This window comes from Microbacterium sp. SORGH_AS_0428 (assembly GCF_031453615.1).
Taxonomy (GTDB): Bacteria; Actinomycetota; Actinomycetes; order Actinomycetales; family Microbacteriaceae; genus Microbacterium.
This window is the reverse complement of record NZ_JAVIZT010000001.1, coordinates 130460-154101: the sequence shown is the minus strand read 5'-3', so window position 1 is coordinate 154101 and position 23642 is coordinate 130460. Positions and strand designations below refer to the sequence as shown.

General features: G+C 69.2%; 19 protein-coding genes. 5 read left to right on the top strand and 14 right to left on the bottom strand.

Features of this window, described 5'->3' with window-relative positions; all coding sequences use genetic code 11:
• Nucleotides 1–2: 2 nt before the first annotated feature.
• Nucleotides 3–1700 (top strand): long-chain-fatty-acid--CoA ligase, encoded by a 1698-nt coding sequence (locus tag QE374_RS00770; protein WP_309731338.1) that lies wholly within the window; start codon nucleotides 3–5, stop codon nucleotides 1698–1700.
• 6 nt (nucleotides 1701–1706) lie between these two features.
• On the opposite strand, the gene ligA is transcribed toward QE374_RS00770, so the two are convergent.
• The 3 genes from ligA to QE374_RS00755 form a co-directional block, all read right to left on the bottom strand.
• On the bottom strand, nucleotides 1707–4043 hold the full coding sequence (ligA, locus tag QE374_RS00765) for an NAD-dependent DNA ligase LigA (RefSeq protein WP_396653302.1): 2337 nt from the start codon (nucleotides 4041–4043) through the stop codon (nucleotides 1707–1709).
• A gap of 61 nt (nucleotides 4044–4104) precedes the next feature.
• Nucleotides 4105–5214: a tRNA 2-thiouridine(34) synthase MnmA gene (mnmA, locus tag QE374_RS00760; RefSeq protein ID WP_309731336.1), complete on the bottom strand. Its 1110-nt coding sequence runs from the start codon at nucleotides 5212–5214 to the stop codon at nucleotides 4105–4107.
• A gap of 9 nt (nucleotides 5215–5223) precedes the next feature.
• Nucleotides 5224–6408 (bottom strand): cysteine desulfurase family protein, encoded by a 1185-nt coding sequence (locus QE374_RS00755; protein ID WP_309731334.1) that lies wholly within the window; start codon nucleotides 6406–6408, stop codon nucleotides 5224–5226.
• A 73-nt stretch (nucleotides 6409–6481) separates the two neighbouring features.
• On the opposite strand from QE374_RS00755, the gene glgX reads away from it, so the two are divergent.
• The 3 genes from glgX to glgB all read left to right on the top strand — a co-directional run bounded on the left by glgX (nucleotide 6482) and on the right by glgB (nucleotide 12844).
• Nucleotides 6482–8566 (top strand): glycogen debranching protein GlgX, encoded by a 2085-nt coding sequence (glgX, locus tag QE374_RS00750; protein ID WP_309731332.1) that lies wholly within the window; start codon nucleotides 6482–6484, stop codon nucleotides 8564–8566.
• 61 nt (nucleotides 8567–8627) lie between these two features.
• Nucleotides 8628–10709 (top strand): maltotransferase domain-containing protein, encoded by a 2082-nt coding sequence (locus tag QE374_RS00745; protein ID WP_396653300.1) that lies wholly within the window; start codon nucleotides 8628–8630, stop codon nucleotides 10707–10709.
• A complete protein-coding gene (gene glgB / locus QE374_RS00740; protein WP_309731330.1) occupies nucleotides 10706–12844 on the top strand; it encodes a 1,4-alpha-glucan branching protein GlgB in 2139 nt (712 codons plus the stop codon). The genes QE374_RS00745 and glgB overlap by 4 nt, the downstream gene beginning before the upstream one ends.
• Before the next feature lie 90 nt (nucleotides 12845–12934).
• On the opposite strand, the gene QE374_RS00735 is transcribed toward glgB, so the two are convergent.
• Both QE374_RS00735 and QE374_RS00730 read right to left on the bottom strand, forming a co-directional pair.
• The gene (locus QE374_RS00735; RefSeq protein WP_309731328.1) at nucleotides 12935–13861 is read right to left on the bottom strand and encodes a tetratricopeptide repeat protein; all 927 of its coding nucleotides are present in this window, start codon (nucleotides 13859–13861) and stop codon (nucleotides 12935–12937) included.
• Entirely contained in the window at nucleotides 13861–15681 is a 1821-nt protein-coding gene (locus tag QE374_RS00730; protein ID WP_309731327.1) for a glycosyl transferase, read from the bottom strand. The genes QE374_RS00735 and QE374_RS00730 overlap by 1 nt, the downstream gene beginning before the upstream one ends.
• Nucleotides 15682–15834: 153 nt before the next feature.
• Between QE374_RS00730 and QE374_RS00725 the strand changes: the two genes are divergently transcribed.
• Nucleotides 15835–16890 (top strand): AI-2E family transporter, encoded by a 1056-nt coding sequence (locus tag QE374_RS00725; RefSeq protein WP_309731325.1) that lies wholly within the window; start codon nucleotides 15835–15837, stop codon nucleotides 16888–16890.
• Here the strand turns inward: QE374_RS00725 and QE374_RS00720 are convergent, their stop codons facing one another.
• The 9 genes from QE374_RS00720 to rpsB all read right to left on the bottom strand — a co-directional run bounded on the left by QE374_RS00720 (nucleotide 16891) and on the right by rpsB (nucleotide 23539).
• Complete coding sequence (locus tag QE374_RS00720; protein WP_309731324.1) at nucleotides 16891–17616, bottom strand: alpha/beta hydrolase; 726 nt, start codon at nucleotides 17614–17616, stop codon at nucleotides 16891–16893.
• Nucleotides 17613–17900: a hypothetical protein gene (locus QE374_RS00715; RefSeq protein WP_309736547.1), complete on the bottom strand. Its 288-nt coding sequence runs from the start codon at nucleotides 17898–17900 to the stop codon at nucleotides 17613–17615. The genes QE374_RS00720 and QE374_RS00715 overlap by 4 nt, the downstream gene beginning before the upstream one ends.
• A gap of 2 nt (nucleotides 17901–17902) precedes the next feature.
• Nucleotides 17903–18586 (bottom strand): transglycosylase SLT domain-containing protein, encoded by a 684-nt coding sequence (locus QE374_RS00710; protein WP_309731322.1) that lies wholly within the window; start codon nucleotides 18584–18586, stop codon nucleotides 17903–17905.
• Nucleotides 18587–18645: 59 nt separating this feature from the next.
• Nucleotides 18646–19263 (bottom strand): DivIVA domain-containing protein, encoded by a 618-nt coding sequence (locus tag QE374_RS00705; RefSeq protein WP_309731320.1) that lies wholly within the window; start codon nucleotides 19261–19263, stop codon nucleotides 18646–18648.
• Complete coding sequence (locus QE374_RS00700) at nucleotides 19260–20288, bottom strand: phosphatidate cytidylyltransferase (protein ID WP_309731318.1); 1029 nt, start codon at nucleotides 20286–20288, stop codon at nucleotides 19260–19262. The genes QE374_RS00705 and QE374_RS00700 overlap by 4 nt, the downstream gene beginning before the upstream one ends.
• A 6-nt stretch (nucleotides 20289–20294) precedes the next feature.
• Nucleotides 20295–20849 carry a ribosome recycling factor gene (gene frr / locus QE374_RS00695; protein ID WP_137417133.1) on the bottom strand — a complete coding sequence of 185 codons (555 nt, stop codon included), beginning with the start codon at nucleotides 20847–20849 and terminating at the stop codon, nucleotides 20295–20297.
• Nucleotides 20850–20912: 63 nt separating this feature from the next.
• Nucleotides 20913–21629, bottom strand: a complete 717-nt coding sequence (pyrH, locus tag QE374_RS00690; protein ID WP_137417134.1) for a UMP kinase — start codon at nucleotides 21627–21629, stop codon at nucleotides 20913–20915.
• An 81-nt stretch (nucleotides 21630–21710) separates the two neighbouring features.
• Entirely contained in the window at nucleotides 21711–22538 is an 828-nt protein-coding gene (gene tsf / locus QE374_RS00685) for a translation elongation factor Ts (protein ID WP_137417135.1), read from the bottom strand.
• 98 nt (nucleotides 22539–22636) lie between these two features.
• Entirely contained in the window at nucleotides 22637–23539 is a 903-nt protein-coding gene (gene rpsB, locus QE374_RS00680; RefSeq protein WP_309731315.1) for a 30S ribosomal protein S2, read from the bottom strand.
• Between the last annotated feature and the right edge of the window lie 103 nt (nucleotides 23540–23642).

The following is a 23642-nucleotide window of genomic DNA, read 5'->3' as shown; positions in this document are numbered from 1 at the left end:
GGGTGACGACCTTCGATCCTCCCCGCCCCTGGGTCCGCAGCTACGCCGACGGAGTACCCGACGACCTCGAACCGGTCTCGGGCTCCCTCGTGGACATCGTGCAGGCCTCGGCAGACGAGTATCCGGATGCCGTCGCACTGCAGTTCTTCGGGCGAGAGACCACGTACCGAGAGCTCGACCGGGCCATCTCCCGCGCGGCCGCCGGACTCCACGCGCAGGGCGTCCGCCGGGGCGACCCCGTCGCGATCGTCCTGCCCAACTGCCCGCAGCACATCATCGCCTTCTACGCCGTCCTGCGCCTCGGTGCCGTCGTCGTCGAGCACAACCCGCTCTACACGGCGCGCGAGCTGCGTAAGCAGTTCGAGGATCACGGGGCCAAGCACGCCATCGTCTGGAGCAAGGTCGCGGCCACCGTGCAGGCGTTCCCCAAGGATGTCCGCGTCTCGACGCTCGTGACGGTGGATCTGACGCGCGCGATGCCCTTCACGACCCGCGCCGCGCTCCGCCTGCCCATCGCCAAGGCCCGCGAGTCCCGCGCCGCGCTGCACGCGAAGGTCCGCGGCGGTATCGACTGGGACCAGTTGCTGCGCAGCGAGCCGCTTCCGGCCTCGCATCCCGCTCCGACGTCGGACGATCTCGCCATCATCCAGTACACGAGCGGCACCACCGGCACACCGAAGGGCGCCAGACTCACGCACCGGAACCTGCTCGCCAACGCGGCGCAGTCGAGGGCGTGGGTGCCCTCGATCCACCGCGGCGAGGGGTGCGTCGTCTATGCCGTGCTGCCGATGTTCCACGCCTACGGGCTCACCCTCTGTCTCACCTTCGCCATGTCGATGGGCGCGCGGCTCGTGCTGTTCCCGCGCTTCGACCCCGACATGGTCCTCGCCGTGACGAAGAAGCACCCCGCGACTTTCCTGCCGCTGGTTCCGCCCATCGCCGACCGGCTGCTGCGGGCGGCACAGGCGAAGGGGGTCTCGCTCGCGGGGACCCGGATCGCGATCTCCGGAGCCATGGCGCTCCCGCACGAGCTCGTCGTACCGTTCGAGAAGGCGACCGGCGGATACCTGGTCGAGGGCTACGGTCTCAGTGAGTGCTCCCCCGTACTGATGGCCAACCCCGTTGCCGAGAACAGGGTGCCCGGCACCGTGGGGCTTCCGCTGCCAGGCACGGAGTGCCGCGTCGTCGACCCGGAGAACCCTCGGGTCGACGTCACTCCCGGCGCCGCGGGCGAGCTGCTCGTGCGCGGGCCGCAGGTGTTCTCGGGTTACTACGGCAAGCCGGAGGCGACCGAGGAGGTCTTCGTCGACGGCTGGTTCCGGACGGGCGACATCGTGACGATCGACGAGGCCGGCTTCGTGCGCATCGTCGACCGCATCAAGGAGCTCATCATCACGGGCGGCTTCAACGTCGCACCCACCGAGGTGGAGAACGTGCTGCGCCAGCACCCGCAGGTCGAAGATGTGGCCGTGGTCGGCCTCCCCGACGAGCACGCCGGCGAAGAGGTCGTCGCCGCCATCGTCGTCGCCCCCGGCGCCGAGGTCGACACCGAGGCGATCCGCAGCTTCGCCCGCGGGATCCTTACGCCCTACAAGGTGCCGCGGCGTCTGTTCATCGTCGAGGAGCTGCCGAAGTCGCTCATCGGGAAGGTGCTGCGCAAGCAGGTGCGTGAGCACCTCCTCGCCGAGACGACGCGCTGACCGGGCTCAGCCCGCATCGGGTGCCAGCGCGTCCAGTGCCGCCGGGCCCTGCTCCACGAGGATGCGGAACTGGGCGGCGTCGATGATGCGCACTCCGAGTTGTTCGGCTTTCGCCAGCTTCGACCCGGCGCCCGGGCCCGCCGCCACGAAGTCGGTCTTCTTGGAGACACTGGAGCCGGCCTTCCCGCCGGCTGCCAGGATGGCCTCCTGCGCGCCCTCTCGCGTGTAGCCATCGAGCGTGCCCGTCGCCACGACCGTCAGCCCCTCGAGCACGCCGCCCTCGACGACGGCGGCGCCGGGACCGGGGTGTCCGGGTGTGGACAGCTGCGCTCCCGCCGCCTCCCAGCGCTCGACGATCTCGCGGTGCCAGTCGACCTCGAACCAGGCGATGACCGCATCCGCGATGATCCCACCCACACCCTCGACGGCAGCCAGCTCCTCGCGGCCCGCGGATCGGATCGCCGAGACGGATCCGAACCACTGTGCCAGCGCCCGAGCCGCCACCGGTCCCACATGACGGATGTTGAGGGCGACGAGGAAACGCCACAGCTCCTTCGTCTTCGCCTTCTCGAGCTCGTCCAGCAGAGTCAGCGCCTGGGCTGACGGCTGCGGGATCAGCAGTCCGGACTTGCGCTCTGCGGGCGTCGGATTCCGGCGGAACGGCGCGCGACGCACCGGCTCGCCGGTCGCGTCGTCCAGCTTCGGCTCACCGGTCTCGGCATCTCGGACGACGACCTCGATCGGAACGAGTTCGTCGAGAGTCAGATCGAACAGCCCCGCCTCCGTGTCCAGTGGCGCGCGCGCGTCGCCCTCCGCCTGCGTCAGTGCCGCCGCGGTCACCTCGCCGAGCGCCTCGATGTCGAGCGCGCCGCGTGAACCGATGTGCTCGACCCGACCGCGCACCTGCGCGGGACACGAGCGGGCGTTCGGGCAGCGAAGATCGACGTCGCCTTCCTTCGCGGGTGCGAGCGGAGTGCCGCACACGGGACAGTCTTTCGGCATCACGAACGCGCGCTCCGAGCCGTCGCGGAGCTCGACCACCGGCCCGAGCACCTCGGGGATCACGTCACCGGCCTTGCGCAGCACGACCATGTCGCCGATCAGCACGCCCTTGACCTTGACGACATCCTGGTTGTGCAACGTGGCCTGCCGCACGACGGAGCCCGCGACACGTGCCGGAGCCATGACGGCGAACGGGGTCGCCCGCCCCGTGCGCCCGACCGAGACGACGATGTCGAGAAGACGGGTGTTCACCTGCTCGGGCGGGTACTTGTACGCGATCGCCCAGCGTGGTGCTCGGCTCGTCGCCCCCAGCTCGTCGTGGAGCGCGAGCTCGTCCACCTTGACGACGATGCCGTCGAGCTCGTGCTCCACATCGTGACGATGCTCGCCGTAGTGCGCCACGAATCCGAGGACGCCGTCGATGTCGTCGAAGGTCTTGTAGTAGGGACTCGTCGGCAGTCCCCAATCTGCGAGCAGGTCGTAGATCTCGCTCTGGGAGGCGACCGGAGGCGCGGTCCACGCGCCGATGCCGTGCACGAACAGCCGCAGCGAGGCCAGACGCGCCCGGCCGGCCTCCAGCTCGAGGCCGTCCTTCTTGTCGAGCTGTTGGCGCAGTCCGCCGCTGGCGGCATTGCGCGGGTTGGCGAACGCAGGGAATCGGCGGTCGGCGCTCAGCCGCGCGCGCTCCTCGGTGAGGTTGCCCCGCTCACGGGCCTGGTCGATGATGCGTTCCCGCATCCGCGCCTGCAGGGCGTTGAGCTCCTCGAAGGCCGCGACCGGGATGAAGACCTCGCCGCGCACCTCGACAAGCGGAGGATGGCCGGTCCCGCTCAGGCGTTCGGGGATGCCATGGACGCGCAGCGCATTGACGGTGACGTCCTCGCCGATGCGCCCGTCGCCGCGCGTGGCGGCCGAGGTGAGCACCCCGTTCTCATAGCGAAGGCTGATCGCGAGCCCGTCGATCTTCAGCTCGGTCAGCCACCGCACCGGCCGGCCCGCGGAGCCCTGTGCCTTGACGCACCAGTCCCGAAGCTCGTCCGGGCTGAAGACGTTGTCCAGGCTCAGCATCCGTTCGGCGTGCTCGACCGGCGCGAACATCGTGGTGGACGCCGCGCCGACGCTGAGCGTCGGTGAATCCTGCGTCTGCACCTCCGGATGCAGCCGCTCCAGCTCTTCCAGCCGGCGGAGCCAGCCGTCGTAGGTGGCGTCGTCGACGAGCTCGGCGTCTTCGCCGTAGTACGCATCGCGGGCGCGCAGGATGCGCTCGGTCAGCTCCGCCGCTTCCGCGCGGGCCTGGGCGAGGGTCGTGTCATCGTCGATCGAGTCACCGGCTTGCGTCACGGATCGAGTCTAGGTCCGCCCTCCGACACCGCCAGGTCGGTGCGCGGCGCCGGGCCCGCACCTAGGATGCGGCGACGGAGTCGACCGGGACGGCCGAGACCGTGCGGTCCACGGTGAACTGGCCGAGCACGCGCGTGCCCACATAGAGAACAGCCGTCTGACCGGGTGCGACACCGTCGAACGGCTCCGCCGGGCGCACGACGACGCCCTCGTGCGTGACGTCGGCATGGGCAGCGACCGGATCGGCGTGGGCGCGTATCTGGACCTCGCAGGAGAACGCGGACTCGGTCGGCGCCGAGCCTGCCCAGCTGAAGCGCGCGCCGGCGATCTCGGCCGTCGCCAGCGCCTCCTTCGGCCCCACCACCACGGTGTTGCTCACCGGACGCACTTCGAGCACGAACCTCGGCTTGCCATCGGATGCGGGGACGCCGAGCTGCAGCCCGCGACGCTGCCCCACGGTGAACGCATGGGCCCCGTCGTGGCGTCCGACGACGGCACCCTCGCGATCGAGGATGTCACCCCGCTCGGCGCCCACGCGCTCGGCGAGCCAGCCCCGGGTGTCACCGTCGGGGATGAAGCAGATGTCGTGGCTGTCGGGCTTCTGGGCGACCGTCAGGCCGCGCTCGGCCGCCTCCGCACGTACGAGCGCCTTCGACGGGGTGTCGCCCAACGGGAAGTAGGTATGCGCGAGCTGCTCGGCCGTGAGCACGCCCAGCACGTACGACTGATCCTTGGCCTGGTCGCTCGCCCGGTGCAGCTCTCGCCCGTCGGGGCCGTCGACGAGCAACGCGTAGTGCCCGGTGCAGACGGCGTCGAAGCCCAGCTCGAGAGCACGCTCCAGCAACGCGGCGAACTTGATCCTCTCGTTGCAGCGCATGCACGGGTTCGGCGTACGACCGGCCCGGTACTCCGCGACGAAATCCTCGATCACGTCGTCGCGGAAGCGCTCCGAGAAGTCCCAGACGTAGAAGGGGATGCCGAGCTTGTCCGCCGCGCGGCGGGCATCCATGGCATCTTCGATCGTGCAGCAGCCCCGGCTGCCCGTGCGCAGCGTTCCGCCCGCGCGGGACAGGGCGAGGTGGACTCCCACGACCTCGTGTCCGGCGTCGACGGCGCGCGCCGCGGCCACGGCAGAATCGACGCCACCGCTCATCGCCGCCAGGATCCGCATCGTTCCAGTCTACGAGGGCGAGGCGGTGCGGGCTCCGGCAGCGCGCGCGCGTTCGACTGCCCAGGGCAGGGCCGCGAGGAAGGCGTCGACGTCGTCCGGGGTCGTCGTGCGGCCCAGAGTGATCCGCAGCACCGAGCGCGCCGCATCCTCGTCACGCCCGAGCGCGCGCACGACGTGCGACGGCTCGGGGATGCCCGCCTGACACGCGGAACCCGTCGAGACCGCGATGCCCCGGGTGTCGAGGAGGAACAGGAGCGTCTCCCCGAGCGCACCCGGCACGAGCAGATGTGCGTTGCCGGGGAGGCGGTGCACCGGATCGCCGAGCAGCTCGAGTCCCGGAACCGCCGCACACGCCCGCCTCACCAGCTCGTCGCGCAGTGCGCCGAGGCGCACGGCCTCCGCATCGCGCTCGGCCGCCGCGAGCTCCGCCGCCACGGCGAAGGCCGCAGCCCCCGCGATGTCCTGCGTTCCGGCCCTCAGGCCTCGCTGCTGCGCGCCCCCGTGCATCTGGGCGCCGATGCGCGCGGAGCGAGCGCTCACGAGAGCGCCCGTGCCCACCGGCCCGCCGACCTTGTGCGCCGACAGGCTCATCGCCACCAGGCCGACGCCCGCCGGGGCATCACCCCGCCACCGCCGGAAATCGACGGGCACCTGGCCGAACGCCGCCACGGCATCCAGATGCAGCGGCACCTCGGCGGACGCGGCGCGTGCGGCCAGCCCTGCCGCATCGGACAGGGTGCCGACCTCGTTGTTGGCGACCAGCGCCGTCGCGAACGCGGCGCCGCCGAGGGCCGACGCGAAGCCGTCGAGCTCGATCGCGCCGTGCGGGTCCAGTCGCACGGATCGCACCTCGGCGTGCTGCGCATCGACGAGAGCGGCGACCGAATCGATCGTCGCGTGGTGCTCGCCGTCCGGGAGTACGACCGCCTCCGCGCCGGCGGCGCGGGCGGCCCACATGCCCTTGATCGCGAGGTTCACGGCCTCGGTTCCGCCCGAGGTGAAGACGACCTCGATGGGATCCGCGTCGACGACCGCCGCGAGTCTTTCTCGCGCGTCCTCCAGCACGCGCCGCGCCGCCTGTCCCCCGCCGTGCACGGAAGACGCGTTCCCCGTCGTGGTCGCCGCGTCGAGCCAGGCCTCACGTGCCTCGGGACGCAGCGGACTCGACGCCGCATGGTCCAGATAGATGTGCACCCGTCCACTGTCGCACGCGCGGGGTCCCCGGGCGTCATCAGTTCGTCATGCGCCGATGGCTAGGGTTGTGGGCATGGTCAGCCCGACAACGACCTCAGCTCCCGCGCTCTCGCAGGTCCTCGATCCCGCTCTGGAGAACCTCGGCGTGCGCCTGCACGAGAACGGCGGCACTCTGCGTGTCTTCTCGCAGGCTGCCGACTCCCTCGATGTGGTGATCTTCGACGCCGACGATCTCGACTGGGCGACGGCGATCCTGCCGATGCAGCGTCTCGAGCGAGGGGTGTGGGAGATCACCTCCGAGCTCCTCGTCGCCGGCGCACGCTACGCGCTGCGTGCCGCGGGTCCGTTCGGGGCCGGCAATATCTTCAATCCGCAGACGCTGCTGCTCGATCCGTACGCCCGCGGCATCGTGAGCGGCGGCTTCGGCGACCGGCGTTCGGTCGTCGTCGATCGCGGTTTCGACTGGGGCGAGGTGCGCAAGCCCGCCGTCCCGCTGGATCGGACGGTGATCTACGAGGCGCACGTCAAGGGCATGACCAAGCGGCATCCCGGTGTCCCCGCAGCGCTGCACGGCACCTACGCGGGGCTCGCCCATCCCGCCATGATCGAGCACTTCCTCGACCTGGGCGTCACGACGATCGAGTTGCTGCCCATCCATGCGTTCGCCTCTGAGCCTCGCCTGCTGCAGCTGGGGCTCGACAACTACTGGGGGTACAACACCCTCGGCTTCTTCGCACCGCACGCCGCCTACGCGACCGACCAGGCGCGCCGCGAGGGACCGGATGCGGTTCTCCGCGAGGTCAAGGGGATGGTCAAGCTCCTGCACCAGGCCGGTCTCGAGGTCGTCCTCGACGTCGTCTACAACCACACCGCGGAGGAGGGCATCGGCGGACCGCACTCGAGCCTGCGTGGTCTCGACAACCGCGCCTACTACCGCCAGCAGGACGACGGCACGTACATCGACGTCACCGGATGCGGAAACTCCGTCAACACGGCGACGGATGCGGGCGCGCGACTCGTGCTGGATTCGCTGCGCTATTGGGCGCGCGATGTGCAGATCGACGGTTTCCGGTTCGATCTGGCCACCACGCTCGGGCGCGACGATCAGCACCGCTTCACGCCGGATCATCCCGTCCTGCGGGCCATCGCCGAGGACCCGGAGCTCGCCGACACGAAGAAGATCGCCGAGCCGTGGGACGTGGGCATGGGCGGGTGGCAGACCGGCAACTTCGGCGACGGCTGGCACGAGTGGAACGACCGGTACCGCGACCGCGTACGCAACTTCTGGCTCTCGGACGTCGACTATGCGCGCCGCGCCTCCACGGCGCCCGTCGGCATCGGTGGATTCGCCACGCGGCTGGCGGGCTCCTCCAACACGTTCAGCGCCGAGCGGGGTCCGCTGGCGTCGATCAACTTCGTCACCGCCCACGACGGATTCACCCTCAACGACCTCGTCTCGTACGACGTCAAGCACAATCTCGGCAACGGCGAGCACAACCGTGACGGCGCCGACACGAACCGGTCCTTCAACCACGGCGCGGAGGGAGCGACCGACGACGAGCGGATCCTCGCCACCCGCCGGAAGGCGATGCGCAACCTCATGGGCACGCTCCTGCTGTCGGCGGGGATCCCGATGATCACCGCAGGCGACGAGTTCGGCCGGACCCAGCGCGGCAACAACAACGCCTACTGCCACGACTCGGCTCTGACCTGGCTGTCGTGGGAGCATCGCCCGTGGCAGCAGGAGCTCTTCGCGCACGTACGGCGTCTGATCGAGCTGCGCGCGGAGAATCCGGCGCTGCGCCCGATCCGCTTCGCCCGCCTCGACGAAGAGACGCCGTCCGCGTCCGTCATGGAGTGGTACGACGAGCGCGGCGAGACCATGTCGGGCGAGCGATGGAACGATCCCGCGCACCGCACGCTCCAGTACGTCGCGGCGTCGACCCCGGAGTTCGAGGAGTTCAACCGCATCCTGCTCATCGTCCACGGCAACGAGACGCCGGTGGATGTGCGCCTTCCCGTCATCGAGGGAGTCAGCCGCTACGTGTCGCTCTGGTCCAGTGCAGAGGAGTCGCCCTCGAGGGAGGCTCCCGTCCTCTCACCCGGCGACGTCGTTCCCACTCCCCCGACCTCGATGCATCTGTTCCGCGCCGAATAGCACGTTCGCACCGCCCGCGTCACGCCTGTCCTGCCGCACCCGCCCGCGATAGGTTCGCTGTGTGGCCACTCCGACACGATCGCTCCCCGTCCGCACTCAACGAAGCGGTGCCGAGATCCCGCTGCGCACGGTCGTAGCGCCCGCGCCCTCAGACACGCTGACCGGCCGCATCCCGCTCAGCGCGGAACGACCGTCGACGCCCGATGCGCGCTTCGACCCTTCCGCCTTCGCCGGCGAGGTCGTCCCGTTCCGCGTGCGCGCGTTCCGGGAGGGCCACGATCTCATCGGAGTGCAGCTGCGACTGACCGCGCCCGACGGCAGCGAGTCGCTGCACCGGCTCGACGCCCACGAGGACGGCTTGGACACGTGGGGCGTCTTGGTGACACTGCTCGCGCAGGGCACGTGGTCCTTCCGCTTCGAGGCATTCGCCGACCGGTACGCCACCTGGCGTCATGCGGCCGAGCTGAAGATCCCCGCAGGCGTGGATGTGGCGCTCGTGCGCGAGATCGGCGCGCGCCTGTTCGACGAGGCCGCTGCCGAGAAGGATCGCCCTGCCGCCGAACGGCGTCTGCTGACAGAACAGGCTGCGCTTCTGCGCGCGAGCGGCACCGACGCGGACGCCTCCCTCGCGATCGTCCACGACGACCGCGTCGCCGCGGCCTTCACCGCCCGCCCGCTCGGCGAGCTCTGGACCGTCGGAGCGACGCACGACCTCCTTGTGGAGCGCGAACGGGCAGGCGTCGGCGCATGGTACGAGTTCTTCCCCCGGTCCGAGGGAGCGCGGCGACGCGCCGACGGGACCATCGAGCCGGGCACCTTCCGTACCGCTGCGGACCGTCTCCCCGGCGTTGCGGCGATGGGGTTCGACGTGCTCTACCTGCCGCCGATCCATCCCATCGGCCGCACGCACCGCAAGGGCCCGAACAACACGCTGAACGCCGGCCCCGCCGACCCCGGATCGCCCTGGGCGATCGGTGCCCCGGAGGGCGGCCACGATGCCGTCCATCCCGAACTCGGCTCGCTGGACGACTTCCGCGCCTTCGTGTCCGCCGCCGCATCCGCCGGCATCGAGATCGCGCTCGATCTGGCCTTGCAGGCGTCTCCGGACCACCCCTGGGTGACGGAGCACCCGGAGTGGTTCACGACCCTTCCCGACGGAACCATCGCCTACGCGGAGAACCCGCCGAAGAAGTATCAGGACATCTACCCCGTCAATTTCGACAACGACCCCGCGGGCATCAGGGCCGAGGTGCTGCGGATCGTGCGCCACTGGATCGCCCAGGGCGTGAAGATCTTCCGCGTCGACAATCCCCATACCAAGCCCCTGCAGTTCTGGGAGTGGCTCATCCGCACGGTCCGTGACGAGGCGCCCGACGTGGTCTTCCTGGCGGAGGCCTTCACCCGGCCCACTCCCCTGCGCGGGCTCGCGCAGGCGGGCTTCCAGCAGAGCTACACGTACTTCACGTGGCGCAACTCGAAGACGGAGCTCGAGGAGTTCCTCGACTCGCTCGCCCACGAGACCGACGACTACCTGCGCCCCAACCTCTTCGTCAACACCCCCGACATCCTCACCGAGTACCTCCAGTACGGAGGGCGCGCGGCCTACCGCATCCGCGCGACGATCGCGGCGACCGCAGCGCCGACCTACGGCGTCTACGCCGGCTACGAGCTGTTCGAGAACGTCGCGCGCCCGGGCAGCGAGGAGAACATCGACAACGAGAAGTACGAGTACAAGCTCCGCGACTGGCAGCAGGCCGAGGCCGACGGCGACTCCCTCGCCCCGTACCTCACCCTCCTCAACCGGATCCGCCGCGAGCATCCGGCGCTGCGCCAGCTGCGCAACCTCCAGATCCAGCACAGCGACGACGACGCGATCCTGGTGTACACGAAGCACCTCGCGGGCGCCCTCAGCGAGAGCGGCGAGAGCGACACGATCATCGTCGTGGTGAACGTCGATCCGCACTCCGCGCGTGAGACGACCGTGCATCTGGACACCGCGGCATGGGGCATCCCGGCGGGGACGCCGTACATCGTCGAAGACCTCGTCACGGGCGCCACCTGGACCTGGACCGACCACAACTATGTGCGACTGGACGCGTTCCGCGAGCCGGCACACATCCTGCACGTGAAGGGCCTCGCATGAGCGTCATCGAACCCCGGGTGCTCGACACCGTCGCCACCGGCTCCTACTACGCCCCGCACGACGTGCTGGGGCTGCACCCCGACGGCACCGCGGGTGGAGTGATCCGCGCACGGCGGCCATTGGCCGCGTCCGTCACGGCCGTCTTCGCGGATGGCCGCGAAGTCGCGCTCGAACACGTCCGCGCGGGCATCTGGGAGGGCGCGTACCGCGGCGACGCGGGCGCGTACCGGATCACCGCGACCTATGAGGGCTCCACCGCGTACACCGCAGACGACCCCTACCGGTTCTCGCCGACCATCGGCGAGCTCGACCTGCACCTCATCCGCGAGGGACGCCACGAGCAGCTGTGGCAGGTGCTCGGCTCCCACGTGCGCGAGCACGAGGGCGTGGCGGGCACCTCGTTCGCCGTCTGGGCACCCCACGCCCAGGCCGTCCGCGTCGCCGCCGACTTCAACGGCTGGGACGGCCAGTCGCACAGCATGCGGTCGATGGGCGCGAGCGGGGTGTGGGAGCTCTTCGTCCCGGGCGTCGGCGCGGACAGCACCTACAAGTACGAGCTCCTCACGCGCGACGGACGGTGGATCCTCAAGGCGGACCCGATGGCGCGCCGGGCCGAGCTGCCGCCGGCGACGGCATCCGTGGTCACCGCGTCGGCCTACGAATGGGGCGACGATGCGTGGATCGCCGAGCGCGCCGCCAGCCAGCCGCTCGAGCGTCCGATGTCGGTGTACGAACTGCACCTCGGCTCGTGGCGGCCGGGGCTCGGCTACCGCGATGCCGCCGACCCGCTCATCGAGTACGTGAGCGCTCAGGGGTTCACGCACGTCGAGTTCCTCCCCCTCGCCGAGCACCCCTTCGGCGGTTCGTGGGGGTATCAGGTGAGCGGCTACTACGCGCCGACGAGCCGATTCGGCTCGCCTGACGACCTCCGCTACCTCATCGACCGGCTGCATGGCGCCGGCATCGGCGTGATCATGGACTGGGTGCCGGGCCACTTCCCGCGCGACGAGTTCGCGCTCGCCCGTTTCGACGGCGAGGCCCTCTACGAGCACCCCGATCCCCGACGCGGCGAGCACAAGGACTGGGGCACGCTGATCTTCGACTACGGCCGGGCCGAGGTGCGCAACTTCCTCGTCGCCAACGCGCTGTACTGGTTCGAGGAGTTCCACGTCGACGGCCTGCGCGTGGATGCGGTGGCCTCCATGCTCTACCTCGACTACTCGCGTGAGGCCGGGGAATGGGAGCCGAACATCTACGGCGGCCGCGAGAACCTGGAGGCGATCCAGTTCCTGCAGGAGACCAATGCGACCGTCTACAAGAAGTTCCCCGGCATCGCCATGATCGCGGAGGAGTCCACCAGCTACCCGGGCGTCACCGCTCCGACCAGCGCGGGCGGCCTCGGCTTCGGCTTCAAGTGGAACATGGGGTGGATGAACGACTCGCTCGTCTACATCTCGCGCGACCCGCTCTACCGCGCGCATCACGAGGGCGAACTGTCCTTCTCCTTCGTTTACGCCTTCAGCGAGAACTACGTGCTCCCCATCAGTCACGACGAGGTCGTGCACGGCAAGGGCTCGCTGTTCACGCGGATGCCGGGCGATCACTGGCAGAAGCTCGCGGGGATGCGCCTCTTCCTGTCCTACATGTGGGCGCACCCCGGAAAGCAGCTGCTGTTCATGGGTCAGGAGTTCGGACAGATCGCGGAGTGGTCCGAATCACGTTCCCTCGAGTGGTGGCTTCTCGACCAGCCCGCCCATCGGGAGCTCGGCGACTTCGTCGCCGCCCTGAACGCGACCTACCGCGACACCCCGGCCCTGTGGCAGCGGGATGCGGACGGCTCCGCGTTCTCCCGAATCGGCGCGCCGACCTGGAATCCGAACGTGTCCGCCTTCGTCCGCTGGGATGCCGACGGAAGACCTCTCGTGGCGATCTCGAACTTCTCGGGCGCGCCGCTGCACGATTACGAGCTGGATCTCCCCCTCGCCGGCGTCTGGCAGGAGTTGCTCAACTCCGACGCATCCGCCTTCGGAGGCTCAGGGGTCGGCAACCTCGGATCGGTCACCGCCGACGCATCCGGGCGTGCGCGCCTGACCCTGCCGCCGCTCGGCGCGCTCTGGCTGCGTCCCGCCGAGTGACAGAACGGGTTCGGGGCGCGATCGGAGCGTCGGGGCGCGAGTATCGCGCCCCACAGCACGAATCGCGCCCCCGATCCGGGCGCCTCGGTCTCAGAAGAGGAGCGAGGCGAGGCGTCCGCGCGCGCGGATGACGCGGGGATCTGCGTCGCCGACGAGACCGAACAGCTCGAGCAGACGCGCCCGGACCGGTGCGCGGTCGTCGGCCGGCAGCGCGGCGAAGAGATCGAGCAGCCGTCCGAAGGCGTCATCCACGTGTCCGCCCGAGATGTCGAGGTCCGCAACCAGTAGTTGCGCGTCGACGTCGGTGGGCGCGGCAGCGGCCGCTGCACGGGCCTGCTGGAGGTCCGCACCCTGCACCCGCTGCAGCAGACGCACCTGACCGAGACCGGCGTGGGCGTCGGCATCGCGCGGGTTCTCTGCCAGCGCACGCTCATAGGCTGACGCCGCCCGCGCGTAGTCGCCCTCTTCGATCGCCGCGAACGCCTCCGCGTGCAGGGGCGGCAGCGGGGGGTCCTCAGGAGCGTCGGCCACGCCCTCGGTGCCGGCATCGACCGTCCCCGTGACGCCGTTCTGCGCCGCGAGCTGCAGAAGCTGCGAGAAGACCTCGCGCACCTGCTCTTCGGGAACGGCGCCGGTGAACAGCGGGACGGGCTGGCCGCCGACCAGAGCCACCACCAGCGGGATGGACTGCGCACGGAAACCCTGCGCGATCTGCGGATTGGCGTCCACATCCACCTTCGCCAGGACGAGGCGACCGGCGAGTTCTCCCACCACCTTCTCGAGGATGGGGCTGAGCTGCTTGCAGGGCCCGCACCATTCGGCCCAGAGGTCCACGACGACAGGGACGGTCCGCGAGAGCTCGAGGATCTGGCCGAACGTCGCGTCGGTCACATCCTGCACCAGAGAGCCGGACGCCGGCGAGGAGGGAGCGGCAGCCGAACCCGGCGCCGGCCGGTTGCGCAGAGCGGAGAGATCGACGGCGCCGCGCAGAACGGCTCCGGGGGCCTGATCGGACATCACAGAACCTTCGCTTCCAGGATGTTGGAGGTGTAACCGAGGAGTCGGATCTTCTCTGAGGAGCCCTGCGCGGGCACGTAGAAGAACAGCTGATCGGCGAACGTCGAGCTCACGCCGGTGGCGGACTCCGACACACCGGTCAGCGCCTGAACGGTGGGATTGTCGGTGAGCTTGATGACCACGTCGCCGCTGTTCGGCGTGACCGTGTCGACCTCGTTGACCGAGACCGCGACGATCGCCCCGCTCTCGAGGGTCGCGAGGGCGAGCGGAGCCTGGCTGCCCGCCTGCGCCGCGAACTCGATCGTGCCGGTCGAGGCTCCCGTCTCGTTGAACTTGTCCCGACGTTCCTGGCGGTTCGCGGCGACGTTCTGGGCGAAGAGGTCCGTCTGCTCGTCGAACAGCGCGATGGACGCGCTGTCCTTGCCGTTGTTCAGCACGTCCGCGTATGCCTCTGCCAGCTTGTCCGGCGCGACAGTCAGGAACGACGAGTCCGGCGGCACCTGGGAGGCTCCGATGTACGCGGGGGCGAGATCGGGCATCTCGACCGATCCCAGCAGATCCCCGATGTACGACAGCTTGTAGTCGGCCCACTGGTCCGCCTGCGTCAGGAACATGATCGTGGAGACCGGTCCTTGAGCACCTTCCTTCTGCACGACGGCCATCACGGTGCGCGGCCACTCGTCGAACGCCTGCGGCAGGATGATCTGCGTGGGCCCGGCCGGAATCGGGGGCAGCGCCGCCTCGTCGGCGAGGGCGCCGCGCAGCGCGTAGTTCGTGTTGCGCTCGGCCAGTGCGGCTCCATCGAGACGGGTGGCGGCGAGGTTCGAGTCGCGTGCCTCATCGGCCGACGCGACCGTGGTCGAGATGCGCTGCAGGATCGCCTGCGCCTGCGCCTCCGTCACGGCAGGTGCCTGCTGGTCCTCCGAGTCGACGATTGACGCGGTCCCGGAGGGCGTCGGCGTCGGCGCCAGATCGGGCCACGCGTCCGGAGAGCAACCGGTGAACACGAACGCACCCACCAGCGCCAACGGGATGGCGAGCAACGGGCGACGCGAGGACCGTCGCGACGGCGTGGCGCTGATCACGCCCTTCGCACCCGGCTCGACGGCGAGATCGATCGGCTGCGTCTCAGGCAGGGGCGGCGGCGCCTTGCGGCGCGGTCCACGGGAGCGCCGATCGTGTCTGATGGCCAGCACGTACAACACGATGCCCGCGACGAGCGCGACGCCGCCCAGCAGCATGAGCGGTCCGGCCCACGGCGTCGTCTGCGCGATGTTCCAGGTGATGCTGGCCTCAGCGGGAGCGGCCTTCGTCCCATCCGAGGCGATCAGCACGCTCATCGAGTCGGGCAACTGCAGCGGAACGCTGACCGCCCGATCGTCGCTGTACTGAGCGAGCCAGAGATCGGATTGTGCGGGGTTGCGGTTCTCGGTCGTCGTAGCTGAGGCCTGGCCGCCGTCATCCGCTGTCTCGGCGGGTGCAGTCGTCTCGGTGGTCTGGGGCTCGACCACCGCAGCGTTCAGGACGCCGTCCTGCCCGACGGAGACCTCGTTGTACGTCTGGTCGGAAAGCCAGGCGCGCATGTCAGCGGTGCGGCCGTAGGCGACGAAGACACCGTCGGAGGAGGAGACGCGCAGTGTCTGCGTGCCCGGTAGCGACGTCAGGACCGCACCGTCGACCATGGTGTACGCCGCACCCTCGGCGGCGGGGATCTCGGCGCTCTGGGTGGACGGGCCGTAGAAAACGGTCCGTTGAGCGATGCCTGCCCCGATGAGCAGAGCGGCCAGTACGAAGGCCGCGACGGCCCAGACGAAACGCACGAAATCTTCCTCCCATGCCCGCGGAGCGGAACGATCCGACATTCGAGACTAGCCGAGACGCCTGTGTGTTGCGCGAGAGGGGGTCGCTCCCGCTTGCGCGGCGATGCGCCCCGTATCGTGTGTGCAGCACGTTCCGCTCGCCGAGGAGGCACTGTGAAGCTCCACAACCCTTTCCGCATCGCCTTCATCGGCACGCTCGGCGTCGGTCTCGGGCTTCTGCTCATCGGCAGCGTGCAGACCCTGTCGACGATCCTGCTCTACATCGGGACGGCTCTGTTCCTGTCGCTCGGTCTCGAACCGGTGGTGGCATGGCTGACCAGGAGACGGTTGCCGCGCTGGTCGGCCGTGCTCGTCACCGTCCTCGGCGTCCTCGCCATCTTCGCCGGCATCGTGTGGATGGTCGTCCCGATCATCGTGAGCCAGGTCAGCCAGCTCGTCGAGGAGGTCACGCGGTTCCTGCAGAGCACCTCGTGGCAGGACGTCAAGGATTGGATCCACTCGGTGTTCCCGGGAATCCAGGACAGCAGCATCGACGACACGGTGACGAACGTCCAGAACTGGGCGATCTCGAACTGGGGGAACATCACCGGCGGCGTCATCAACGCGAGCCTCGCGTTCCTGGGTGGCCTGACGGGCGCCTTCATCGTCCTGATCCTGACGATCTACTTCACCGCGTCGACGCCGAACCTCAAGGCGGCGGTCTACAGCCTCGTCCCCGCCTCGCGCCGCCCCCGATTCATCGAGCTGTCCGAGCAGATCACCGACTCGGTCGGCTACTACGTCATGGGACAGGTCAGCCTCGGTGTGATCAACGGCGTGTTGAGTGCCATCTTCCTGACGATCATCCAGGCACCGTTCCCGGCCGTTCTCGCGGTGATCGCGTTCTTCTTCTCGCTCATCCCGCTCGTGGGAACGCTGACGGGCTCGGTCATCATCATCCTGACCTGCCTCATTCCCGGGCTGGGATCGCCGACGACCGCGCTCACCGCAGCCATCTGGTACGTCATCTACATGCAGCTCGAGGCCTACCTGGTCTCGCCGCGCATCATGAGTCGGGCCGTCGCCGTCCCCGGCGCGGTGGTCGTGATCGCCGCCCTCGCCGGCGGGTCGCTGCTCGGACTCCTCGGCGCGCTCGTCGCGATCCCGGTCGCCGCCAGCATCCTGATCATCTACCGGCAGGTGATCGTCCCGCGCATGAACGAGCGCTGATCAGGCGTGCGGGCCGTTCCACTCCGTGGGAAGGGGCGCGGCCGCGGGATTGACGATCTCGACGATCTCATCCAGTACCCGACGGGTCTGCGCCTCCCCCACCCAGAGGTGCTTGCCGCCCTCGACGGGGATCAGCGTCATGTCGGGGACCGATGAGAACCGGCGACGCGCCTCGTCGGGACGCAGGTAATCGTCGAACTCGGGGATGAGCGCGACCAGCCGACGCGGATCACCGTGCCAGGCGGCGATCTCCTCCTCACTGGCGCGATGCAGCGGAGGCGAGAGCAGGATCGCACCGTCGACGGGGTGCTGCCGACCGTACTTGAGCGCCAGCTCGGTGCCGAACGACCAACCGACGAACCACGGATGCGGCAGTGCGCGATCGGCGACGAGTGCCATGGCCGCTGCGACGTCGGCCTCCTCGCCGACGCCTTCCTCGAAGCGACCGCCGCTCGTCCCGCGCGGCGACGAGGTACCCCGCGTGTTGAAGCGGATCACGGCGAGGTCCGCAAGGGCGGGAAGGCGGGCTGCGGCCTTGCGGAGGATGTGGGAATCCATGAACCCGCCGTGCGTGGGCAGCGGGTGAAGCGTCACGAGAGTGGCGACGGGCTCCTTCTCGAGAGGAAGCGCCAACTCCCCCACCAGCTGGAGTCCGTCCGCCGTGCGCAGGACGATGTCCTCACGCCGGGCGGGGAGCACACTCGCTCCACGAATCTCGGCCATCATGCCACCTTCCAACAGTGAGAATGCCAGTGCCGACGGGCAGCGAGGTCCGCGGCGTCGCCCATGACGCCGTCCGCCCGCCACACCACCAGGTGTGCCGTCCCCGTCGGGATGACGCGGTGACAGCCGGGGCAGGTGTACTCCTTCACGGCCTGCACCGCAGAGATCGGCTGCACCGTCCATTCGCGGCCGCCGCGCATCTCCGTACGCTTGAAGCCCGCCAGCAAGCGCTGGAACGACTCATCGGAGCCGGAGTGCTCGGGGCGGCGTCGACGCGATCGCGCCACCGTCACCACCAGTGGTTGTTGATCCAGAACGCGTACGCGCCCGCCCAGCTGCCGTAGCGGCCGACGGCGTATCCGGTGCCCCAACGGAGGTTGTCGACCGGGTCGTAGCCGTTGCCGGGGACCTTGCTGCACGGCAGAGCCTGCACGAGGCCGCAGGCACCGGAACTGCGGTTGGTGGCGTTGGGGTTCCAGCCGCTCTCCTTGGACACGATGTAGTCCACGTAGCCCCAGTCGCTCTCGGCGATGCCCGCCGCCGCCATCCACTCCGACGGCGCTCCGCCACCCGAGTAGAACGGCGTCGAGGGGGATGCCGCCGCCACCTTCGGCTCCGGCGCGGGCGGCGGCTTGGGCTTCTCGAACGCACTGTAGGAGTCACGATCGAGCGACACGACGGCCCCCGAGGCCACGACGAGGCTCTGCGCGTCGTCGATCGTGCTCGAGTAGACGGTCTCCGTCTCGGACTGCGCGGGCGAAGCGTCCGTGAGCGCGAACGCGGCAGGGCCGACGGATGCGGCGGCGAAAGCCAGCGCGGCGACGCCGGCGAACACTCCCACGACCCCGCGACGCCGGGACCAGCGCGCGTTCGTCACCGCTCGCGAGGCGGGTACCGACGCCGGGCCAGCCAGCGCACGAGCGGACCGTCGGGTCAGCGGCGCCGGGTTTCGGGTGTCATCTCCGGAAGTCACGATCCCCCGATTGTAACGATTCGGTCCTGAGAACGCCATGCGGGCCCGCTCGCCGGCATTCAACCGACCGCCAGCATGATCTCGACGACGGCGTCGAGGACCGCATCCACCTGGGTCTCGCGGTATCCGCCACGCTGCATCCGGAAGGCGACCGATCGCACCTGTTCGACCGTCAGACCGGTGCCGTCCGCCAGGTATCCGGCGATCCGATCGGCCACGAGGTCGACCTCGTCCACGCGATATCCGTAGTGGACGAAGGAGACGCGTTCGAAGCGGTGCCGACGCTCGCGTCCCAACCGGTCGAGCACGACCTGCGCGTCCTGACGCTGCTGCTGCACCCAGGCCCGCGCGCCCATCCGGGCGATCTTCCGCTGACGCTCCTGCGCGGCGAACGCGTCCTCCACACGGCCGAGCGCGGCATCCACCGGCGCGATCGCATACCCGCCGCGCACGAGCGCGAACGACACGTCGCGGACGTCGGATGCGGCAACCGCCGTCTCCTCCGGCAGGTCGGCTTCGAACGCTTCCCGCGCGCGGGAGAGGAAGGCATCCACGGCGATGGGATCGTAGCCCTTCGCCCGCCCCTGCACACGCGGGAAGGCGTTGTGACGGGAGGAGGTCGAGATCGATGCGGCGTCGTTTCGCTGCTCGAGCGCGGATCCGTCGTGGACTGTCATGAAACCGCCAAAGGTGTCAGCAGGTAGAACAGAGCGAGAGCCGCGGGAGCCGACGGGAGGATGGAGTCGAGGCGATCGAGCACGCCACCGTGACCAGGGAGCCAGGAACTCATGTCCTTGATGCCGAGATCACGCTTGAGCATGGATTCGCCGAGGTCCCCCGCGGTCGCCGTGCCCAGGATCACCAGGCCGAAGACGATTCCTGTCCACCAGGGCAGTCCGAGCATCAACCAGGAGAGCAGCACGCCGGCGATCACCGCGGCGAGAGCGGCGCCCGCGAACCCTTCCCACGTCTTCTTGGGACTGATGCGCGGCGCCATCGGATGCCGTCCGAGGGTCAAACCGGTCACGTAGGCACCCGTGTCGGAGGCGATCGCCACGATGAGGAAGGCCATGACCCACCACTCGCCGTGATCCTGGCGTAGCAGCACCAGCGCGAGGCTCGCGAGGAACGACACGTACACGGGAAGAAGCGCGCCCGCCAGCACGTCGTCGACGACGGCCGCGTAGCGTCGGCCGTCCCGCGCGATCATCTGCCCGAGCAGACGCCACACGACGATGAGGACGACCGCGACGAACAGCGACACCCAGTGGAGCCAGAGATCGAGGAAGTACGCCGACAGCAAGATCATCAGCCCGCCCGCGAGCTGCGGGACGACGTCGACCTTCCGGCCCGACGCCTGCAGCGCCCGAGCGAACTCGAACGTCCCCAGCAGCGCGACACCGGCGCCGAAGATGAGGAACGGCCACTTCACGAAGACGAGTGCCACCAGAACCACGGCGCCGATGGCCACACCGATCACGATCGCGAGGATCAGATCGCGGCCGGTGCGCTGCTTGATGCGCTCGTTCGCCTCTTCGAACTCCGCGCGCGCGTGCGCCACCTGCAGTTCGAACTCGTTCCGTCGCGCCCGGATCGGCGACGACTGGCGTTCCGCCCCGGCGCGATCGCGCCCCGGCGGCACTCCCTGCCCCGGTGTCGCACTCTCTGGTGCGACCCCGGCGGCATCGGATGCGTCGGACATGCCTTCTCAGACCTCGAGGAGCTCGGCTTCTTTACGCTTGAGCGCCTCGTCGATCGCGTCGACGTGGGAACGCGTCAGTGCGTCGAGGTCCTTCTCCGCCCGCACGAGCTCGTCCTCGCCGACCTCGGACTTGAGCGCATCGAGCTCGTCCTTGGCCTTGCGCCGGATCCCGCGGACGTGGACCTTCGCGTCCTCGCCCTTGCTGCGCACGAGCTTGACGTACTCCTTGCGGCGATCCTGTGTGAGCTCGGGCATCGTGACGCGGATGATGTTGCCGTCGTTCGTGGGGTTGGCCCCCAGGTTGGGCATGTCGCGGATAGCCTGCTCGATCGCCTTCAGTGCCGACTTGTCGTAGGGCGTCACGATGATCGTGCGCGCCTCCGGGTTGTTCAGCGAGGCGAGCTGAGCGAGCGGCGTCGGGGTGCCGTAGTACTCCACGTTCAGCTTCTGGAAGAGCTGCGGGTTCGCACGTCCGGTTCGGACGGTCGAGAAGTCCTCTTTGGCCGCTTCCACGGCGCGTTCCATACGTCCGGCGGTTTCGGTCAGCACATCGGCGATCACGGTAACTCCCTCATATCCAGCAGTTTTCGAGTCTAGTGGCGGGGTGAGCCCCGCACGCGGAGGTCACGCCGTGACGAGCGTGCCGATCTCGTCGCCGCGCAGGGCGCGTGTGACGTTGCCGGCGGGCTCCATCCCGAACACCCGCATGTCGATGCGGTTGTCCATGCAGAGGCTGAAGGCGGTGGAGTCGACTACCTTGAGTCCCTGCACGAGAGCATCGTTGTAGGTGATCCGGTCGAGCTTGACCGCCGAGGAGTCCTTGTTGGGATCCGCCGTGTAGACCCCGTCCACACCGTTCTTGGCGACGAGGACCTCGTCCGCGCCGATCTCGAGCGCCCGCTGGGCGGCGACGGTGTCGGTGGAGAAGTACGGGAGTCCGGCTCCGGCACCGAAGATCACGACGCGCCCCTTGGCCATGTGGCGCTGAGCGCGACGCGGAATGTAGGGCTCAGCGACCTGCGTCATCTCGATCGCGGACTGAACGCGCGTCGCGGCACCTGCCTGCTCGAGGAAGTCCTGCAGGGCGAGCGCGTTCATGACGGTGCCGAGCATCCCCATGTAGTCCGCGCGGCCCCGGTCCATGCCACGCTGGCTGAGCTCGGCCCCGCGGAAGAAGTTTCCGCCGCCGACGACGATCGCGATCTCGACCTCGTCGACCGCCGCGGCGATCTCACGAGCGATCTGGCTCACGATGTCGGGGTTGACCCCCAGAGAGCCGGCCCCGAAGGCCTCTCCGGAGAGCTTCAGAAGGACGCGACGGCGCCCGGTCGATTCGTCCATGTGTGCGTCCTCTTCTCGTCGGGTCAAAACTACGGCATGCGAAAGGCCCGCACCGACGACGATGCGGGCCTTTCGAGCGACTTACGCGCCGACCTTGAAACGGGCGAAGTCGGTGAGGGTGAGCCCCGCGTCGGAGGCGACCTTCGCGACGGACAGCTTGTTGTCGCGCGCGTAGTCCTGGTCGAGCAGGGCGACCTGCTTGAAGAACGCGTTCACGCGGCCCTCGACGATCTTCGGCAGTGCAGCCTCGGGCTTGCCCTCGTTGCGGGAGATCTCGGTGACGATCTCGCGCTCCTTCTCGACGTCGGCCTCGGGCACGTCGTCGCGGGAAAGGTAGGAGGGGTTCGCGAACGAGATGTGCTGCGCGATGCTGCGCGCCGTCTCCGCGTCGTCGCCCGAGTAGATCAGGACGACGCCGACCTGCGGCGGAAGGTCCTTGCTGGTCTTGTGGAGGTAGACCTCGGCGTGGTCGCCCGAGAGGGTGCGCACGCGACGCAGTTCGACCTTCTCGCCGATGATCGCTGCCTCGTCGGAGATCAGCTGCTCGACGGTCTTGCCGTCCACCGGCGCAGCCAGGGCGGCCTCGACGGAGTCGGCGGAGACGGCGGCGGCGGCCTCGACGACCTTGTCGGCCAGAGCGATGAAGCGCTCGTTCTTGGCGACGAAGTCGGTCTCGGTGTTCAGCTCGATGAGCGTGACCTTGCCGTCGACCTCGCGCGCGGCCACGAGGCCCTCGCTCGTCGAACGGTCCGCACGCTTCGCGTTGCCCTTCGCGCCCTTGAGGCGGAGGATCTCGACGGCCTTCTCGAGGTCGCCGTCGGCTTCCTCGAGCGCCTTCTTGGTGTCGACCATGCCCGTGCCGAGCTGCTCGCGCAGAGCCTTGATGTCGGCGATGGTGAAGTTTGCCATGAGTGGCGGCTCCTTCTGTTGGAGAGTTCTCGCGGATGCCGATCGGCGCGGCCGGTTCGCGGCCGCGCCGATCGTAGCGGGTCCAGGGGACGCGCTGATTACTTGTCGGTGGCCTCGGCCTCAGCGACGGCCTCGACGCTCTCGCCGGACGCGGCGGCGACGGCCTCGACCTGCTCCTCGGCGGCAGCCTCGTCCGCGGCCGACTCGGTCGATGCGACGACCGCGTCAGCACCCTCGGCGACGGGGGCACCCTGCTCGAGCAGCTCGCGCTCCCACTCGGCCAGGGGCTCTTCAGCGCCGGACTCGGGGTTGTGCTTCTGCTGCAGGCCCTCGGCAGCGGCGTCCGCGATGATGCGGGTCAGCAGCGAGACGGAGCGGATCGCGTCGTCGTTGCCGGGGATCGGGAACTGGAACTCGTCCGGGTCGGCGTTCGTGTCGAGGATGCCGATCACGGGGATGCCGAGCTTGGTGGCCTCATCGACCGCGAGGTGCTCGCGCTTGGCGTCGACGATCCAGATGGCCGACGGCGTCTTGGTGAGGTTGCGGATACCGCCGAGCGACTTGTGCAGCTTGTCGAGCTCGCGCTTCTTGAGCAGCAGCTCCTTCTTCGTGAATCCGCTGGCCGCCGGGTCCTCGAAGTCGAGCTCCTCGAGCTCCTTCATGCGGGCGAGGCGCTTGCTGACCGTCGAGAAGTTGGTGAGCAGACCACCGAGCCAGCGCTGGTTGACGTAGGGCTGGCCGACGCGCGTCGCCTGCTCGGCGATGACTTCCTGTGCCTGCTTCTTCGTGCCGACGAAGAGAACCGTGCCGCCGTGGGCGACGGTCTCCTTGACGAACTCGTACGCCTTGTCGATGTACGACAGCGACTGCTGGAGGTCGATGATGTGGATGCCGGAGCGCTCCGTGAGGATGAAGCGCTTGACCTTCGGGTTCCACCGGCGGGTCTGGTGTCCGAAGTGGACGCCGCTGTCGAGCAGCTGGCGAATGGTGACGACGGCCATGGCCGTTCTCCTTCTGTTGCGGTTGTTCGCGTCGAACCGATCGGTCGACGAGCCTGGTGCCCGGCACGCACCCACCCGTCCGAAGACGGGACCGTAGGGTGGA